Origin of the sequence: Lentzea fradiae, from assembly GCF_900100955.1 — a bacterium.
In the GTDB taxonomy this organism is placed as follows: domain Bacteria; phylum Actinomycetota; class Actinomycetes; order Mycobacteriales; family Pseudonocardiaceae; genus Lentzea; species Lentzea fradiae.
This window is the reverse complement of the sequence record NZ_FNCC01000007.1, coordinates 102,597-118,384: the sequence shown is the minus strand read 5'-3', so window position 1 is coordinate 118,384 and position 15,788 is coordinate 102,597. Positions and strand designations below refer to the sequence as shown.

The 15,788-nt window shown below is 70.4% G+C and carries 17 protein-coding genes; 10 read left to right on the top strand and 7 right to left on the bottom strand.

Features of this window, described 5'->3' with window-relative positions; translation table 11 throughout:
• The first annotated feature begins 124 nt into the window (after positions 1-124).
• From BLT23_RS17650 to BLT23_RS17640, 3 genes are all read left to right on the top strand, one after another.
• The gene (locus tag BLT23_RS17650) at positions 125-976 is read left to right on the top strand and encodes a PspA/IM30 family protein (RefSeq protein ID WP_090050733.1); all 852 of its coding nucleotides are present in this window, start codon (positions 125-127) and stop codon (positions 974-976) included.
• A gap of 34 nt (positions 977-1,010) precedes the next feature.
• Positions 1,011-1,832: a phage shock envelope stress response protein PspM gene (gene pspM / locus BLT23_RS17645; protein WP_090051190.1), complete on the top strand. Its 822-nt coding sequence runs from the start codon at positions 1,011-1,013 to the stop codon at positions 1,830-1,832.
• 237 nt (positions 1,833-2,069) lie between these two features.
• Entirely contained in the window at positions 2,070-3,254 is a 1,185-nt protein-coding gene (locus tag BLT23_RS17640; protein WP_342713671.1) for a uracil-xanthine permease family protein, read from the top strand.
• Between the two features lie 49 nt (positions 3,255-3,303).
• Here BLT23_RS17640 and BLT23_RS17635 read toward each other — a convergent pair whose 3' ends face one another.
• From BLT23_RS17635 to BLT23_RS17610, 6 genes are read right to left on the bottom strand one after another with little or no spacing between them, the layout of a single operon-like run.
• Positions 3,304-4,281, bottom strand: a complete 978-nt coding sequence (locus tag BLT23_RS17635; protein WP_090050728.1) for a quinone-dependent dihydroorotate dehydrogenase — start codon at positions 4,279-4,281, stop codon at positions 3,304-3,306.
• Between the two features lie 45 nt (positions 4,282-4,326).
• Positions 4,327-4,851: a hypothetical protein gene (locus tag BLT23_RS17630; RefSeq protein WP_090050724.1), complete on the bottom strand. Its 525-nt coding sequence runs from the start codon at positions 4,849-4,851 to the stop codon at positions 4,327-4,329.
• Positions 4,848-5,405, bottom strand: coding sequence for an RNA polymerase sigma factor (locus BLT23_RS17625; protein WP_090050721.1), 558 nt, complete (start codon positions 5,403-5,405; stop codon positions 4,848-4,850). Before BLT23_RS17625 ends, BLT23_RS17630 begins: the two co-directional genes overlap by 4 nt.
• A gap of 42 nt (positions 5,406-5,447) precedes the next feature.
• Positions 5,448-6,686: a cytochrome P450 family protein gene (locus BLT23_RS17620; protein WP_143035964.1), complete on the bottom strand. Its 1,239-nt coding sequence runs from the start codon at positions 6,684-6,686 to the stop codon at positions 5,448-5,450.
• 32 nt (positions 6,687-6,718) lie between these two features.
• A complete protein-coding gene (locus BLT23_RS17615; RefSeq protein WP_090050714.1) occupies positions 6,719-7,480 on the bottom strand; it encodes an Fpg/Nei family DNA glycosylase in 762 nt (253 codons plus the stop codon).
• Positions 7,473-8,318, bottom strand: a complete 846-nt coding sequence (locus tag BLT23_RS17610) for a ParA family protein (protein ID WP_090050711.1) — start codon at positions 8,316-8,318, stop codon at positions 7,473-7,475. Before BLT23_RS17610 ends, BLT23_RS17615 begins: the two co-directional genes overlap by 8 nt.
• A gap of 33 nt (positions 8,319-8,351) precedes the next feature.
• On the opposite strand from BLT23_RS17610, the gene BLT23_RS17605 reads away from it, so the two are divergent.
• The 5 genes from BLT23_RS17605 to BLT23_RS17585 all read left to right on the top strand — a co-directional run bounded on the left by BLT23_RS17605 (position 8,352) and on the right by BLT23_RS17585 (position 12,049).
• Entirely contained in the window at positions 8,352-9,071 is a 720-nt protein-coding gene (locus BLT23_RS17605; RefSeq protein WP_090050708.1) for a class I SAM-dependent methyltransferase, read from the top strand.
• A gap of 100 nt (positions 9,072-9,171) precedes the next feature.
• Positions 9,172-9,741: a sigma-70 family RNA polymerase sigma factor gene (locus tag BLT23_RS17600; RefSeq protein ID WP_090050705.1), complete on the top strand. Its 570-nt coding sequence runs from the start codon at positions 9,172-9,174 to the stop codon at positions 9,739-9,741.
• 236 nt (positions 9,742-9,977) lie between these two features.
• Positions 9,978-10,544, top strand: coding sequence for a sigma-70 family RNA polymerase sigma factor (locus tag BLT23_RS17595; protein WP_090050703.1), 567 nt, complete (start codon positions 9,978-9,980; stop codon positions 10,542-10,544).
• A gap of 270 nt (positions 10,545-10,814) precedes the next feature.
• The gene (locus BLT23_RS17590; RefSeq protein WP_143035963.1) at positions 10,815-11,324 is read left to right on the top strand and encodes an RNA polymerase sigma factor; all 510 of its coding nucleotides are present in this window, start codon (positions 10,815-10,817) and stop codon (positions 11,322-11,324) included.
• Between the two features lie 212 nt (positions 11,325-11,536).
• The gene (locus BLT23_RS17585; RefSeq protein WP_245744039.1) at positions 11,537-12,049 is read left to right on the top strand and encodes a sigma-70 family RNA polymerase sigma factor; all 513 of its coding nucleotides are present in this window, start codon (positions 11,537-11,539) and stop codon (positions 12,047-12,049) included.
• Here the strand turns inward: BLT23_RS17585 and BLT23_RS17580 are convergent.
• Complete coding sequence (locus BLT23_RS17580) at positions 12,030-13,340, bottom strand: type I glutamate--ammonia ligase (protein WP_090050697.1); 1,311 nt, start codon at positions 13,338-13,340, stop codon at positions 12,030-12,032. The genes BLT23_RS17585 and BLT23_RS17580 overlap by 20 nt on opposite strands.
• Before the next feature lie 12 nt (positions 13,341-13,352).
• Between BLT23_RS17580 and BLT23_RS17575 the strand changes: the two genes are divergently transcribed.
• Both BLT23_RS17575 and BLT23_RS17570 read left to right on the top strand, forming a co-directional pair.
• On the top strand, positions 13,353-14,450 hold the full coding sequence (locus BLT23_RS17575) for an amidohydrolase family protein (RefSeq protein WP_090050695.1): 1,098 nt from the start codon (positions 13,353-13,355) through the stop codon (positions 14,448-14,450).
• Positions 14,451-14,484: 34 nt separating this feature from the next.
• Positions 14,485-15,759 carry a DNA polymerase IV gene (locus BLT23_RS17570; RefSeq protein WP_090050692.1) on the top strand — a complete coding sequence of 425 codons (1,275 nt, stop codon included), beginning with the start codon at positions 14,485-14,487 and terminating at the stop codon, positions 15,757-15,759.
• Positions 15,760-15,788 lie beyond the last annotated feature (29 nt).

The window sequence follows — 15,788 nt, the reverse complement described above, 5'->3', positions numbered from 1 at the left end:
GTGTTCTCCTTAGTCCCGGGGTGGGTCAGGGTGTTCCCGGATATCTCCCCGTGTCGGTGGATACGCCGACGCACACTTGAGACGATGGATCCAACACCGGCACCGAGAAGGCAGGGCGTAGGAGATGGCCAGTCCGTTCGTGAAGTTCTGGAAGTACCTGATGGCATCGTTCTCGTCCAAGATCGACGAGCACGCTGACCCGAAGGTGCAGATCCAGCAGGCCATCGAGGAGGCGCAGCGTCAGCACCAGGCGCTCTCTCAGCAGGCCGCGGCCGTGATCGGCAACCAGCGGCAGCTGGAGATGAAGCTGAACCGCCAGCTCGGCGACGTCGAGAAGCTGCAGGCGTCCGCACGCCAGGCGCTCGTGCTCGCCGACGAGGCGAGGGCGAAGGGCGACGAGCAGAAGGCGCAGCAGTTCGAGAACGCCGCGCAGGGTTTCGCGACCCAGCTCGTCACCGCCGAGCAGGGCATCGAGGACCTGAAGACGCTGCACGACCAGTCGCTGCAGGCCGCCGCACAGGCCAAGCAGGCTGTCGAGCGCAACTCGATGATGCTGCAGCAGAAGCTGGCCGAGCGCACCAAGCTCCTCAGCCAGCTGGAGCAGGCGAAGATGCAGGAGCAGGTCTCCGCGTCGCTGAACCAGATGAGCGAGCTCGCGGCGCCCGGCAACGTGCCGTCGCTGGAAGAGGTCCGCGACAAGATCGAGAAGCGCTACTCGACCGCGCTCGGGTCGGCGGAGCTGGCCCAGAACTCCGTGCAGGGCCGGATGCTCGAGGTGCAGGCCTCGACCACCCAGCTCGCCGGCTCGTCGCGGCTCGAGCAGATCCGCGCCTCCATGGCGGGCGGCCAGTCCGGCGCTCCGCAGCAGGTCACCGCGGGCAACAGCGCGGCGGCGCAGATCCAGGCCGAGATCGCGCAGCGCGTCCAGCAGGACCAGAAGACCACGCAGCAGCAGGTGCCACCCGCCCAGAACTGACGGGCGCGGGGGCAGGAGGAGTCAGCAGGTGATCATGGAGCCCTGGAGAAACCGTCCCAACAACGAGATCGTCCGCAAGGTCGTCGGCGAGTTGGGTGCGTCGCTCCAGGGCCACCCGCTGGCCGAGCAGGCCCGCTACCGCCTGCAGAAGTGGAACGACCCGGTCGCGAAGCTCGAACGCAAGCGCAAGCGGACCAACGCCGTGCTCACGTTCTGGCTGATCCTGATCACCATCTTCGGCACGCTCGCCGTCTTCGGCTTCACCGGCGTGCTCGGCACGTGGGCGGCCGTCGGCGGCACGATCGGCGCGGCCGTGCCCGGTCTGCTCGCCGTGCGCAGCGGGTTCAAGCTGCGGGAGCTGGGCGCGGCCCGGCAGCGCCTCGCGTTGTCGCCGCCGCCTCCGCCCCGGCCGCCGCTGCCCGCGCACATCTCCGCCGCGCGCGTCCCCATGGAGAAGCTGCACAGCGCCGAGGACGCGATGGCGGAGCTGCTGCGCCAGCTCGACTCGCCCATGCTCACCACGATGCCGGCGGAGTCCGTGCAGCACGCCCGTCAGACGGCCCAGGAGGCGTCCGCGGCCATCCGGGCGGTGTCCGGGCAGCTGCAGGCCGTCGAACGCGCCAGGGACACCTCACCTCCCCTGGAACGGGCCCAGCTGGTCGAGGGCGTGCGGGTGCTGCGGATCCAGCTCGCGGACGGCGTCGACCGCTACTGCGCGCTGGTCGCCGAGGCGGGCAAGGCGCTCGCGGCGAGCACCCAGTTCCAGGACCCGCGCGCGGTGCTGGACGACGCGACGGACCACCTCGCCGGTCTGGCGTCCGCGATGCGCGATGTTTCCGGCTATTCAGCGCACTAAAATGTAACGCTCTGTGATTGCGTGCGCCTATTCGGCGGTTCTCTCTGGAGATCCTTAGGGCGATCGTGTGATTATCAGACCGTTATCTAGCCGTGGCCACTACATGGCGTGGCAGGATTCCGGGGCCGGTCTGCGGGAGGACCGGCTGAAACGCCGGGAGGCAGTGCGTTGGCGTTGTGGACCGTGCACGGGGACGGTCGGATAACCGACAGTGAAACCGTCGCACCCCAGGAACGGGTGAGCTGGCCGCTCACCATCGGGTTCGGCGTGCAGCACCTGGTCGCCATGTTCGGTGCCGCCGTGCTCGTCCCCGCCGCCACCGGTCTCCCCGTCGCCACCACGCTGCTGTTCTCCGGTCTGGGCACCCTGCTGTTCCTGGTGATCACCAAGAACCGGGTCCCGAGCTACCTCGGTTCGTCGTTCGCCTTCGTGGCGCCGCTGATGGCGGCACGGGAGCAGGGCACGGCGGCCCAGCTCGGCGGGGTCGTCGCCGCCGGTCTGCTCGTGATCGTCGTCGGCATCGCGGTCAAGGCGCTCGGCGTGCGGCTGCTCGAGTCGGTCATGCCGCCGGTCGTCACCGGCGCCGTCGTCATCATCATCGGCCTGAACCTCTCGCACCAGGCCACGTCGAACTTCGCCGAGCAGCCCGTGGTGGCCGCGCTCACGACCGCCGTGATCCTGGTGGCGGGCGTGCTGGGACGCGGCCTGGTGTTCCGGTTCTCGGTCCTGATCGGGTTCGTCGCCATCTGGGTCGGCGGACTGCTCGCGGGCGCCGTGCCGGAGTCCCGGCTCACCGAGCTGCGCGAGGCGGCGTGGGTGGGGCTGCCGCAGCTGCACCAGCCCGAGCTGCGGCCGTCCGTCGTGCTGCTGATGCTGCCCGTCGTGATCGTGCTGGTGGCCGAGGTCGTCGGGCACGTGAAGGCGGTCGCGGCGCTGACGGGCCGCAACCTCGACGGCAGCGCGGGCGACGCGATCATCGCCAACGGCCTGTCGACGGCCCTGTCCGGTCTGGGCGGTGGCGCCGGGACGACGACGTACTCCGAGAACATCGGCGTCATGGCCGTGACGCGCATCTACACCACGGCGGCGTTCGCGTTCGCCGGCGTCTTCGCCGCGGCGCTGGCGTTCTCGCCCAAGGCCATCGCGCTGTTCGGCACCATCCCGCCGGGCGTGCTCGGCGGCTGCACGCTCGTCCTCTACGGACTGATCGTGCTGATCGGCGTGCGGATCTGGATGGACCGCGGCGTCGACCTCGCGAACCCCGCGAACGCACTGGTCGGCGGCGCGGCGCTGGTCGCGGGCGTCGGCGACCTGACCATCGAGGTCGGCGACCTCCAGATGGGCGGCATGGTCTGGGGCTCGCTGCTCGTCGTGATCCTGCACCCGATCATGCGCTGGCTGCGCGCCGCCCGGCGGAGCTGACCGAGGTCCACTTCGGACCTCCCTTGTGGACGCGTCCGGTGTGGACGGATCAGCGCAGGGCCCGGTTGATCCTCGACACGAGTCCCGGCCCCTCGTAGATGAACCCGGTGTAGATCTGCACCAGGCTCGCGCCCGCGTCGATCATGCGCTTGGCGTCGTCGGCGCTGGAGATGCCACCGACCCCGATGACCGGCAGGTCGCTGTTCTTGGTGATGAAGCGCACCACGTCGTTCGCGCGCCCGGTGAGCGGCTTGCCGCTGAGACCGCCGGTCTCGTCGCGGTGGGCGCTCCGCAGACCGTCCCGGCCGAGGGTGGTGTTCGTCGCGATGAGCCCCTTGATGCCGTTGCCCTCGCACACCTCGATGACCTCGGCGATGGCGTCGTCGGTGAGGTCCGGCGCGATCTTGACGAGCATCGGCTTGTCCGTGGCGCGCGTGAGCGTCTGGACCAGCTCGGTGAGGGCTCCCTTGTCCTGAAGGCTGCGCAGGCCGGGCGTGTTGGGGGAGCTGACGTTGATCGCGTAGTAGTCGCCGTGGTTCTGCAACGCGGTGAGCGAGCTGAGGTAGTCCTGCACCGCGTGCTCGACCGGCGTGACCTTGGACTTGCCGAGGCTGATGCCGAGCGGGGCCTTCAGCGGCGTCCGGTCGAGCTTCGCGGCAAGCGCTTGCGCACCCGCGTTGTTGAAGCCCATCCGGTTGATGATCGCCTCGTCCTCGCGCAGCCGGAACAGGCGCGGCTTCGGGTTGCCGGGCTGGGCGTGCCAGGTGACGGTGCCGACCTCGACGAACCCGAACCCCAGCGCGGCCCACGCGGGCAGCGCGCGCCCGTCCTTGTCCAGGCCCGCCGCGAGCCCGACGGGGTTGGGGAAGCGGACGCCGAAGACGGTGCGGGGGTTGTTCTGCTCCCTGGCGAACCTCAGCACCGGGCTCAGCCGGGCCATGACGTTCAGCGTGGTCTCGTGGACCCGCTCCGCGTCGCCGCCGTGCATCCCGAACAACGCCCTGCGAACCACCTGCTTGTACACCACGCGCCCACCCTATAACGCCAGTTCAGGGTGGGCGCGTGGCACGTGTCAGCTACCGACCTCGTCCAGGCAGTCCGGCGTCGGCGTCCTGACCGGGCCGGTGACCGCGAGACCGGTGCCGCGACCGGGCAGGTTCGAGACGCCGAGCAGCACCTGGTAGCCCTCGGGGATGTCGCCGGGGCTCATCGTGACGGAGCCGTCCTCGCCCTGACGGGGGATCTCCCAGCCGTCGATGAGGTCCATCCTGCTCTCGTCGAGCGGGGCGCACTCGCGCGACATCGGCACGGCCTTCGCGCCGATGCCGTACTCGCGCAGCTTGGCGTTGGCCGCGTCGACGGCCTTGATGTCCCGGATGCTGACCGTGACGCTGCCGTCGGCGTTCTTGGTGACCGCGTACGCCTCCGGGGCGCCGCCCGTGGCCGTGATCGCCACGGTGGCCGCACCGGCGACGGCGACCGCCGCGGCGGCGACCAGCACCGGCCGGCCGGACCGGCGGGGCTGCTGCGGCATCTCCTGCACGGCGTGGCCGTGCTCCTGCATCAGGTCGCCGAGCAGGTTGTCCTTGAAGCTCATCGTTCTTCCCCCTTCGAGACCAGGCCGCGGACCTTGCCGCGTGCCCGGAAGAGCCTGATCCGCAGCGCGCCGGACGACATGCCCAGCACCTTCGCCGCGTCTTTCGGTGCCATCCCCACGAGGTCCACGAGCTCGATCGCCTCGCGTTCGGCGGCGTTGAGCGCCGACATGGCCGCGACGAGCTCGCGGCCCTTCCGCTCCGCGTCGATGCGCGTGACCAGGTCGGCGATCTCGTCGTGGTCGAGCGCACGCCGCCCGTGCAGGCGCGTCACCACGTCACGGCCGCGGGAGGCGGCCTCGCAGTGCTGCGCGAACACCCGCCGGGCGATGCCGAGCACCCAGCCCCTGGCGGTGCCGCGGGTGCGGTCGAACGTCTCGAACGACGTGATGGCGTTGAGGAACGTGTCCGCGGTGAGGTCCGCGGCCGTCTGCGGGTCCGACGTGCGCCGGGCGAAGTACGCCGTGACCACGTCGAACTCGGACTGGTAGATCTCCTCGAACGCGCGCGCCGCCGGTGTCGGGGGCGGTGAGGGGGGATGTCGGGGAACTGCCATCGGTTGACTCACGCCAATGATTGCCGACTTCCCCCGAAAGCGTTACATCGGCTTGGGGACCTTGATCGTCGCCTGCTCGTCGAGGGGCATCGCGGGCCTGGTCCGGAACGTCACCGGCAACGTCCGCAGCCCCCGGCTGCCCAGCGACACCCGCCAGCCGAGCGGCCGCGAGGTGTCCAGGGCGAGGCCGGCGCACCGGCCCAGCAGCGTCCGGAACGCCACGTCGCCCTCCAGGCGCGCCAGCGGGGCGCCGAGGCAGAAGTGGATGCCGTGCCCGAACGCGAGGTGCTGCCGGTCGGCCCGCTCGATGTTGAGCTGGCCGGCCCGCGGGTAGCGCGCGTCGTCGTGCTCGGCGGAGGCCAGCGACAGCAGCACCACGTCACCGGCGGGGATCTCCACGCCGCCGATCGTCACCGGCTGCGCGGCGAACCGCAGCACGTGCGACGTCGGGCCGTCGAACCGCAGGAACTCCTCGATCGCGCCCGGCAGCAGCGACGACGAGCGCTGCAGCAGGTCGAGCTGCTCGGGGTTGCGCAGCAGCGCGAGCGTGCCGTTGCCGACCAGGTCCACGGCGGTCGTGTAGCCCGCCACGAGCAGCAGGAACGACAGGGAGGCCAGTTCGTCGTCGGTCAGCGCCGTCGCCCCGGTCGCGCGGGCCAGACCGCCGATCAGGTCGTCGTCACCGGACGTGCGCTTGTGCGCCACCAGGTCGCGCAGGTACCCGGACGCCTCCTCGCGGGCGGAGGCGGCGTCACCGTCGGCCAGGCCCGTGACGACGTCGGCCCAGTAGCGGAAGTTCTCCTGGTCGACGGAGGGCACGCCGAGCAGGTCCATGATCACGGTGATCGGCAGCGGGGCCGCGAAGTCCGCGATCAGGTCGCACTCGCCCGCGTCCGCGAAGCCGTCCACCAGCGTCACGGCGAGCTGTTCGACCCGCGGGCGCATGGAGGCGATCCGGCGCGGCGTCAGCACGCTCGCCAGCGCGCTGCGCAGCCGCGTGTGGTCGGGGGCGTCGCTGTTCATCATGTGGTCCGACAGGTCGCCGAACCACCACGACGCGAAGTGCGGGTGCCCGCGCAGGGGTTCGGCGAGCGCGGAGCCGTGCGAGGACAGCCGGGGGTCGTCCAGCGCCGCCCGCACGTCGGAGTACCGGGTCACGAGCCACATCGGCACACCGAGGGCGTCGACCCGGTGCACGGGACCCGACTCGCGCAGGCTCTTCAGCACCGAGTACGGGTCGTCGGTGAAGCCCGGGCGCAGCGCATCCAGATTTACCGCCATGTCGAGGGACACGGCCGGAAGAGCGTCCCGGTTCAATCAGATTGGCATTTTGGGCAGAAGTACACGAATCTCGACTCGATCTCGTCCGAACGGACTCTTGTGCCACAGCGCAAACAGGGCCTGCCCGTCCGCTCGAACACGTAGTGCTGCACGCGCAGGTCTCCGGTGGTCGACTGCTCCGGCCGCCACTGGTTGGCCTGCAACAGCTTCCGCGACAGCGCGACCGCGCGCTCGGCGTCCACCGACGACACCGGGGCGGTCGGGAGAACGCGCAACAGGAAACAGACTTCGGCGCGGTAGAGATTGCCGACACCGGCCATCACCCGCTGGTCCAACAATGCGATCCCGATGGGCCGGGAAGGATCGGCGGTCAACCGCCGAACGGCCTCAGCGGCGTCGAAGTCCTCCGCCAGGAGATCGGGACCGAGATGGGCGATGAGCTCGTTCTCCCGCTCGGTCGGGACGAACTCGAGGTCGTGCAGCGCGAACCCGATGGCCTGCCGGTCGGCCACCTCGAACACCGCGCGGGCCTGGTGCCCGGGCCGCCGCCAGCGCTCGCCGGGCCGGTAGAGGTGCCACGCGCCGTCCATCCGGAAGTGGCTGCGCAGGCTGTTGCCGTCGGAGAAGTGCGTGAACATGTGCTTGCCGTACGTGCGCACGCGCAGCACGTCGAGACCGGCCAGGTCGAGCGCGGCGAAGCGGGGGTGGCGCAGTTCGCCCCTGGTCAGCGTCTTGCCGGCGAGCGCGTCGTGCATGCGCTTGCCCGCCAGGAAGACGGTGTCCCCCTCAGGCATCCACCGCTTCCTGGATCTCGTCGTCGTCGAAGTCCTGGTGCACGGCCCGGCGCCGGCTGCGCGAGATGCGCTGGATGCGGGCGAGCAGCAGGTTGAACGCCAGCGCCACCTCACGTGCGCCGGGCGTGCCCCACTCGTGGATCGGCATGCACGCGCCCTGCGCCTGCTGCACCGCCAGACGGTCCGGTAACGCCACCGGCATCACCAGCGGACCGAAGATGTCCCTCAGTTCCTCGATGCGGAACTGGTGCTCGTGCGAGCGTGGCCGCACGCGGTTCACGACGACACCCAGCGGCTGAAGGTCGGCGTTGTTGCTCTCCCGCTCGTTCTGCACCGCCTCGAACGCGCGCTGCACACCGGCGACGGCGAACATCGTGGGCTCGGTCACGAGCAACGCGCGGTCCGCCGCGACCAGCGCGGACCTGGTCAGCTGGCCCAGCGACGGCGGGCAGTCCAGCAGCACGAGCTGGTACGGGAACTCCTCGTACATGTCCCGCAACGTGCGCAGCGCGTCCTTTAAGCGGTGCAGCCGCGACTCGTTCGGATCGGGGTGGTTGAGCAGCTCGGCGTCCTCCGACCCGGACAGCACGTCGATGCCGTCACCCCACCTGCTGGGGCGGATCGCCTGTTCCAGGTTCTCCTCGGACGGGTCCTGGAGGACGTCGTAGATGCTCGCCTTGGACTCCTCCGGTTCCAGCGTCGAGGTGGCGTTGCACTGCGGATCGAGATCGATCACCAGCGTGCGGACGCCGCGGCGGAGGGCGGCCGACGCGAGGCCGAGCACCACCGTCGTCTTGCCGACGCCTCCCTTGAGGCTGAGCACGGACACCGTATGCACAGACCTACTCTAGGGTCTCCTACTCTGTTGGCCATGCGACCGGACGCCGTACAACGGGTGCTCGACGCCGAACTGGCTGCCGCACGGGAGCGCAGGGGCGGCGCACAGCCGCGTGTGCTCGACGTCGGCGGTGGCAGCGGCGTGTGGGCCGTGCCACTCGCCGCGGCGGGATGCGCCGTCACGGTCGTCGAGCCGTCGCCGAACGCCCTGGCCACGCTGCACACCCGTGCGCGTGAGGCCGGCGTGACGATCGACGCGGTCCAGGGCGACACCGACTCGCTGGGTGTTCCCGCGGGTGAGGCCGATCTCGTGCTCGCGCACGGCCTGCTCGAGGTGGTGGACGACGCCCCGGCCGCACTCGCCGCGCTGGCCGCCGCCGTGACGCCGGGCGGAGCGGTGTCGGTGCTGGTCGCGAACCGGTTCGCGGCGATCCTGCACCGCGCCATCGCGGGCCGGATCGTGGACGCGCGCAGGCTCCTGGACGACGACGCGGGCCAGCTCGCGGGCACCCGTGACCCGTTGCAGCGCCGCTTCGACGTCGCGAGCATTGAGAAAATCGTTCGCGAATCCGGCCTGGGTGTCGAGATTCTGCAAGGTCACGGCGTAGTTTCTGACCTGGTGCCCGGTGTGGTGCTCGACGCCAACCCCGGCGCCGCGGACGCGCTCGCCGAGCTGGAACTGGCCGCCGCCACGCGGTCCCCGCTCCGCGATGTCGCCGCCCGCCTGCACGTGCTGGCCCGCCGTACCGCCTGACAGCGTTTGCGATCGAGACTTTTGTGGTCCCGATGAGTGGTTCCGAACGACTCGGCGGCGAAAAATGATGTTTCCGCTGCCGACGTAGGGAACCGACGCGATGGAAAGTTCCGACTTGCTGGCCTCCATGGTCAACGACGCCGTCGCGGGCGACCGGCAGGCCGTCGAACGGCTGCTGTCGTCCGTGCGACCCCGCGTCGCGCGGTACTGCCGTGCGCGCGTTGGCCGGCAAGAGCGTGCCTATGCGTCCGCGGACGACGTGGCGCAGGAAGTCTGCCTGGCGGTGCTCACGGCCTTGCCCAGCTATCGCGAACAGGGCCGGCCTTTCCTCGCGTTCGTCTACGGCATCGCGGCGCACAAGGTCGCCGACGCGCACCGGGTCTCCGCCCGCAACCGCGCCGAACCGGTCGCCGAGGTGCCGGACGGCCCGTCGCCTGCCATCGACCCGGAGGAGAGCGCCCTGCTCGGCTCGCTGTCGGTGCGGCTGGGCCAGTTGCTGCGGGGGCTGCCGGACAAGCAGCGCGAGATCCTGCTGCTGCGGGTCGTGGCGGGGCTGACGGCGGAGGAGACGGCCGAGGCGACCGGGTCGACGCCGGGAGCGGTCCGGGTGGCCCAGCACCGCGCGCTGGCGAAGCTGCGGGCGTCGGTGGGGGTCGAGGAGCTGATCTGACGGGCCGTCGCACGTCGTGGTGGAAAAGGAACGGCGTTGGACGAAGAACCGTCATCAACTCACTGGATCGGCTGAACGCTCCTGTCTCGATTACCGGGAGTGGTTGCTCCACGCTTACGCGCCCCGGCGTTCTGTTGCTCCGAAAGGGTGACGTTTGAAATTTCTCCATACTTTCCGCATAAGGAGTGACGCGTCGCACGTCTCCTCTCCGAGACGTCGACGAGGGGGCACTTCGGATGGAGAGATCGGCTTTGTCCGCGGACCTGGTCAGCCTGGCCGTGCGCGGCGATCGCAGGGCCATTGACCAGCTAATTCGCCACTTGCGCCCGCTGGTGGTGAAGTACTGTCGCGCGCGCGTGGGGCGTTCCGCGACGACCGCGGACGACGTCGCGCAGGACGTCTGCCTGGCCGTCCTGCAGTCGCTGCCGAACTACCGGGAGCAGGGGAGGCCGTTCCTGGCGTTCGTCTACGGCATCGCAGCGCACAAGGTCGCGGACGCGCATCGGGCGCTCGCCCGTAACCGAGCGGAGCCGATGGCGGACGTGCCGGACCAGGCCGTGCACACCGGAGGGCCGGAGGACCACGCCCTCCAGGGCGAGCTGAACGGGACCCTCGGGCGGCTGCTGCAAACCCTCCCGGACAAGCAGCGCGAGATCCTCGTGCTGCGCGTCGTCGTGGGGCTGTCGGCGGAGGAGACCGCGGAGGCCGTGGGGTCGACTCCGGGCGCCGTTCGTGTGGCCCAGCACCGCGCCCTGGGAAAGCTTCGCAAGGAGATCACCGCTCTGAGTGTCCCGATCGGGTGACATGCGTTTGCATTTGTGACTAGTCGTGCGGAGTGCGTGGGGTGGACGTACCCAAACGACATACCTAGAGGCAGGAAGACGCCGACATAAGGACGAGGGGGCATGGGAAGCTCGGACTCAGCGCTTGCCGCCGAGCGGCTGCGCACGGACGGAGTGCTGGTTCAGCACTTCCGGGAGTCGGGCCTATCCGGGCCTCGCTGGCACGAGTTCCACCGAAAGCTTCTCGGACGAGGTCTCGGCGCCGTTACGAACCTGGTCCGGTCGGGTGCGATGTTCACCCGCTGCGGGCAACAGGGTCGCTACCTGCGTCGTCAGGACATCCCTTTGCAGGAGGCCGAGGAGCTGGCCAGCGACGCGGTGTACGAGGGGTTCGTCTACTTCCGCGACCGAGGGCTGCTCGGCGGGGAGTGGACCGAGCAGCGCGGACAGCCGTTGTTCGAGTACTTCGTCAACGCCTGCGTGCTCGCGTTCCCCAACGTCTACCGCCGCTGGCAGACACGGGTGAACGGCTGGCAGGACGTGCGGCTCGTCGACTCGTGGGCGTCGCTCGAACACGTCGCGACCGCGGGGACACCCGAGGACGCCGTGGTCGAGCAGCAGGCTGCCAACACAGCGTTCGCCGCGTTGAGCGAGGACAGCAGGCGGTTGCTCTTCCTCCACGACCAGGGCTACTCGCACGCGGAGATCGGTGAGCTGCTGCGGCTCTCCCCGCGCGCGGTCGAAGGACGGATCCGGCGCGCACGTCTTTCCGTGCGCCGGCTTCCAGAAGAGGAACGGTGATCTGCGTGGAGTTCACACCCGGCCTGCACCGCAAGGTGCCCCCGGAGGCGCTGGAGCGCTCGTCGGTGGCCGGTCCGGTCACAGCGTCGAAGGGGACGCTCGACGCGCTGGTGGACCGCACGGCCGACGGCGACACGACGCCGGTCGCCCCGCCGCCGCCGTCCTACTACTCGGGCCGGCCCGAGGCCGCCGACGACCACGTCGCGCGTGCTGTGGCCGGTGACCGCAGGGCCATCGACCGGCTGTTGGGCACCATCCGGCCGTTGGTGGTCCGGTACTGCCGTGCGCGCGTCGGCACGTTCGCGTCGGCGGACGACGTGGCGCAGGACGTCTGCCTGGCCGTTCTCACGGCGCTGCCGTCGTACCGCGACCAGGGGCGTCCGTTCCTCGCGTTCGTCTACGGGATCGCGGCGCACAAGGTCGCCGACTCGTTCCGCAGCTTCTCGCGCAACCGCGCCGAGGCGGTGCCCGAGCTGCCCGAGTCGATGGACACCGCGGCCGGTCCCGAGCAGCAGGCGATGCAGGGCGAGCTGTCCGCACAGATGAAGAAGCTGCTGCAGGTGCTGCCGGACAAGCAGCGCGAGATCGTCGTGCTGCGGGTCATGGTGGGGTTGTCGGCGGAGGAGACGGCGGAGGCGGTGGGGTCGACGGCCGGAGCGGTGCGGGTGGCCCAGCACCGGGCGCTGACGCGGCTGCGCAAGGAGATCAATAACGCCAACGGGTGATGTTGGCGATGCCCTGCGGACTGGCGTCCTTGAAGCGCTCCATCTCGCCGCGCCGCACGTCGGCGATCGTGCCCGCGAACTCCTTGCCGAACGCCTCGGTGAGCACGGCGTCCTGCTCGAACTCGTCCACGGCCTCCCTGAGCGACGTGGGCAGCCGCGGGACGCCGTCGAGCAGCGCCGGGTCGACCGACAGGCCCTCCGGCAAGGGAGCGGAGGTCGCGATCCCGTCCAGACCGGCCGCGATCACGCCCGCGACGACCAGGTACGGGTTCGCCGTCAGGTCGAAGCACTTGATCTCCATGTTGTCCCGGATCAGGCGCAGCGCCGTCTCGCGGTTCTCCTCGCCCCACGCGACGAACGGCGCCGACCACGTCTGCGGCACGAGCCTGAGGTAGCTCGCGAGAGAGGGACAACCGATCGCGCACAACGCGCGGAGGTGGGCGAGGATGCCCGCGCTGAACCGCCTCGCCTCGTCCTGGAAGCCCTCGAAGAGGTTCGTGCCGTCCCGCCACAGGCTGAAGTGCAGGTGGCCGCCGTTGCCGACGCCGCCGTTGATCACCTTGGGGGAGAAGGACAGGCGCATCCCGTGCCGCATCGTGACGGCGCGGATCGTCTCCTTGACGAGCACCGCGGTGTCGGCGGCGCCCACCGGGTCCTCCGGTGCCGTGGAGACCTCGAACTGGCCCGGCGCGTACTCGGGGTGGAACTGCAGGACCTCGACGTCCTGCTGGTCGAGTGCGTCGAGGAGGTCTGCGCAGTAGTCGGACAGCTCGACCTGACGCGCGTGCCCGTACGCGGGTCCGCTCGTCGCGGGCACCCAGTCGTCCGTGCCGGTCCTGCCCACGCACCACTCGATCTCGAAGCCCGCCTGCGCGGTGAGCCCCCGTTCGGCGAGCCGGTGCACGGCCTTGCGGGCCTGGAGGCGCTGGTCCATCGGGTACGGGGCGCCGTCCTGGAAGTGCCGGTCACCGGGAGCCCACGCCCAGCCCGGCTGCCCCGCGAGCACCGTGAGGCGGTCGAGGTCCGGGTGCAGCCGCAGGTCGCCGACCGGTCCGCCGGCGAACCGGCCCTGGATGATGTGGTCGTCGAGGAGGAACACGTCGAACACCGGTGACGAGCCGACGCCGTGCGCCGCCGCGTGGGCGAGCTTGCGCAGCGGGACGGACTTCGTGCGCGTGATGCCGCTGTTGTCGACCCACGTGACCGCGACCGCTCTCACGCCCCTCGTGTTGAGCCCGTCGAAGAGCTCGGTCGCCCGGTCGAAGCGCTGGTCCCGTTCCGCGGAGTCCACGATCCTAAGGTTATGGGCATCCTGCCGTTCGTCGCTGAACTCGGACTCGTCGACCACCACTGCCACGGCGTGCTGCGCGCGGACAGCACGCGCGCGGAGTTCGAGTCGCTGCTGCTCGAAGCGGACGGGATTTCGGGGCTGGGTGGGACGTTCTTCGACTCGGCGGTCGGTTTCGCGGTGCGGCGGTGGTGCGCGCCGCTGCTCGACCTGCCCCGGCACGCGTCGGCGGAGGAGTACCTCGAAAGGAGGAATTCTCTGCACATCACCGAGGTGTCGAGGACGTTCCTGATGGCGTCCGGCATCCACACGTTCCTCGTGGACGGCGGGTTCCAGCCCGAGCGGCTGCTGTCCGGGCAGGAGTTGGCGGCGTTGTCCGGAGCCGGTTCGCGGGAGGTCGTGCGGCTGGAGTCACTCGCGGAGTCGTTGCGGTCCTTGGTGTCGCCGTCGTCGTTGCTGTCGGAGGTGCGGGCACGGCTCGCGTCGTCGTCCGCTGTGGGCGCCAAGTCCGTGGCGGCCTACCGGTGCGGACTCGCGTTGCCGGGTGCCCGACCGGCCGACTCGGACGTGGTCGCCGCCGTGTCGGCGTGGGAGACGGGGCGGCTGACGGACCCGGTCGTGATCACCTGGCTGGCCTTCGAGGCGCTCGACGCCGGGTTGCCGCTGCAGTTCCACGTGGGCTACGGCGACTCGGACCTCGACCTGCACCGGTGCGACCCGTCGCTGCTGACGCCGTTCCTGCGCGCCACCGCAGGGATGGGTGTGCCCGTGCTGCTGCTGCACAACTACCCGTTCCACCGGCAGGCCGGGTACCTCGCGCAGGTGTTCCCGCACGTGTTCTGCGACCTCGGGCTGGCGACGCACGGGCTGGGACACCAGGCGTCGCGCGTGTTCGCCGAGGCGCTGGAGATCGTGCCGTACGGGAAGTTCCTGTTCTCTTCCGACGCGTTCGGGCTGCCCGAGCTGTACTACCTCGGCGCGCTGCTGTTCCGGCAGGCGTTGTCGGACTTCCTCGCCGACGGGTTGCGGCGGGACGCGTTCCCCGAGGAGGACGCCCACCGCATCGCCCGGATGATGGCCTCGGAGAACGCGGCACGGGTGTACCGACTGTAGGATTTCGCTCGAACGGGCGTTCGAGAGGGGTGTCATGGGTCGCAGTGCGAACCTGCCGCGCGGCCTGGTGGACAAGTTCCGCGCGCGTGACGGCGTCTGGCCGGACGACACGGGCTGTCGGATGCTGCACGTCGACATGGACGCCTTCTACGCGTCGGTGGAGATCCGCGAACGTCCCGAGCTCGAGTCCGTGCCGGTCGTGGTCGGCGGCGTGAGCGGACGTGGCGTGGTGTGTTCCGCGAACTACCTCGCGCGTGAGCACGGCGTGCGTTCCGCGATGCCGACCGCGCACGCGCGCCGCCTGATCCCGAACGCCGTGTACCTGCCGCCGCGGTTCGACCTGTACCACGAGGTCTCGCGCGGGGTCATGGCGATCTTCCGCGACATCACTCCGCTGGTGGAGCCGCTCTCGCTGGACGAGGCGTTCCTCGACGTCGGTGGCGCGCTGCGCCGGCTCGGCCTGACCCCCGGCGGTGTCGCCGAGATGATCAGGTCCCGCGTGTTCGCCGACCACGGCGTGACCTGTTCCGTCGGTGTGGCGCCGACGAAGTTCCTCGCGAAGCTCGCGTCCGGCATGTGCAAGCCCGACGGGATGATGGTCGTCCCGGCGTCGTCGGTCCTGGAGTTCCTGCACCCGCTCCCGGTCTCGGCGTTGTGGGGCGTAGGCGCGAAAACCGCTACGCGCCTGGGTGAACTCGGCCTGCACACCGTCGCCGACGTCGCCGCCACCCCGCTGCCGCGCCTGCGCCGCCTGATCGGCGTGGCACTGGCCGAGCACCTGTACGCCCTGGCCTCGGGCGTCGACGACCGCGCGGTGGTCTCGACGTCGCGCGAGAAGTCCATCGGCGCCGAGGAGACCTTCGAGGTCGACCACACCGACCGCGCCCTGCTGCGCCGCGAGCTGCTGCGCCTGTCCGAACGTTCGGCGACTTCGTTGCGCGCCAAGGGACTCCGGGGCCGGACGGTCTCCATCAAGGTCCGCTTCGCCGACTTCACCACGATCACGCGCTCCCGCACCCTCCCCGTCGCCACCGACGTGACGCAGGAGGTCTACCGCACCGCGGCCGAGCTGCTGGACACCCAGGTCCCGCCGGGAGCGGTCCGCCTGATCGGTGTCCGGATCGAGGGACTTGACAACGCCGACTCCGCCCAGCAACTGATCTTCGACGCCCCGGAGCACGGCTGGCGCGACGCCGACCAGGCCGCTGACCAGGCCCGTTCCCGCTTCGGCTCACTGGCCGTCCGCCCGGCCTCCCTGCTGCGCGACAGTCCGGAAAGGACAGGGGAGACCGCACCGAAGCCGGAATGATCGCGACCTGTCCACAACCCCGAAGTTGT

Bases quoted from the DNA above. Each gene is read 5' to 3' on its own strand.
- BLT23_RS17650 (WP_090050733.1), top strand. From the start codon at position 125: ATGGCCAGTCCGTTCGTGAAGTTCTGGAAGTACCTGATGGCATCGTTC.
- pspM (WP_090051190.1), top strand. From the start codon at position 1,011: ATGGAGCCCTGGAGAAACCGTCCCAACAACGAGATCGTCCGCAAGGTC.
- BLT23_RS17630 (WP_090050724.1), bottom strand. From the start codon at position 4,851: ATGAGCTTCAAGGACAACCTGCTCGGCGACCTGATGCAGGAGCACGGC.
- BLT23_RS17625 (WP_090050721.1), bottom strand. From the start codon at position 5,405: ATGGCAGTTCCCCGACATCCCCCCTCACCGCCCCCGACACCGGCGGCG.
- BLT23_RS17620 (WP_143035964.1), bottom strand. From the start codon at position 6,686: ATGGCGGTAAATCTGGATGCGCTGCGCCCGGGCTTCACCGACGACCCG.
- BLT23_RS17615 (WP_090050714.1), bottom strand. From the start codon at position 7,480: ATGCCTGAGGGGGACACCGTCTTCCTGGCGGGCAAGCGCATGCACGAC.
- BLT23_RS17605 (WP_090050708.1), top strand. From the start codon at position 8,352: ATGCGACCGGACGCCGTACAACGGGTGCTCGACGCCGAACTGGCTGCC.
- BLT23_RS17600 (WP_090050705.1), top strand. From the start codon at position 9,172: ATGGAAAGTTCCGACTTGCTGGCCTCCATGGTCAACGACGCCGTCGCG.
- BLT23_RS17595 (WP_090050703.1), top strand. From the start codon at position 9,978: ATGGAGAGATCGGCTTTGTCCGCGGACCTGGTCAGCCTGGCCGTGCGC.
- BLT23_RS17590 (WP_143035963.1), top strand. From the start codon at position 10,815: ATGTTCACCCGCTGCGGGCAACAGGGTCGCTACCTGCGTCGTCAGGAC.
- BLT23_RS17575 (WP_090050695.1), top strand. From the start codon at position 13,353: ATGGGCATCCTGCCGTTCGTCGCTGAACTCGGACTCGTCGACCACCAC.
- BLT23_RS17570 (WP_090050692.1), top strand. From the start codon at position 14,485: ATGGGTCGCAGTGCGAACCTGCCGCGCGGCCTGGTGGACAAGTTCCGC.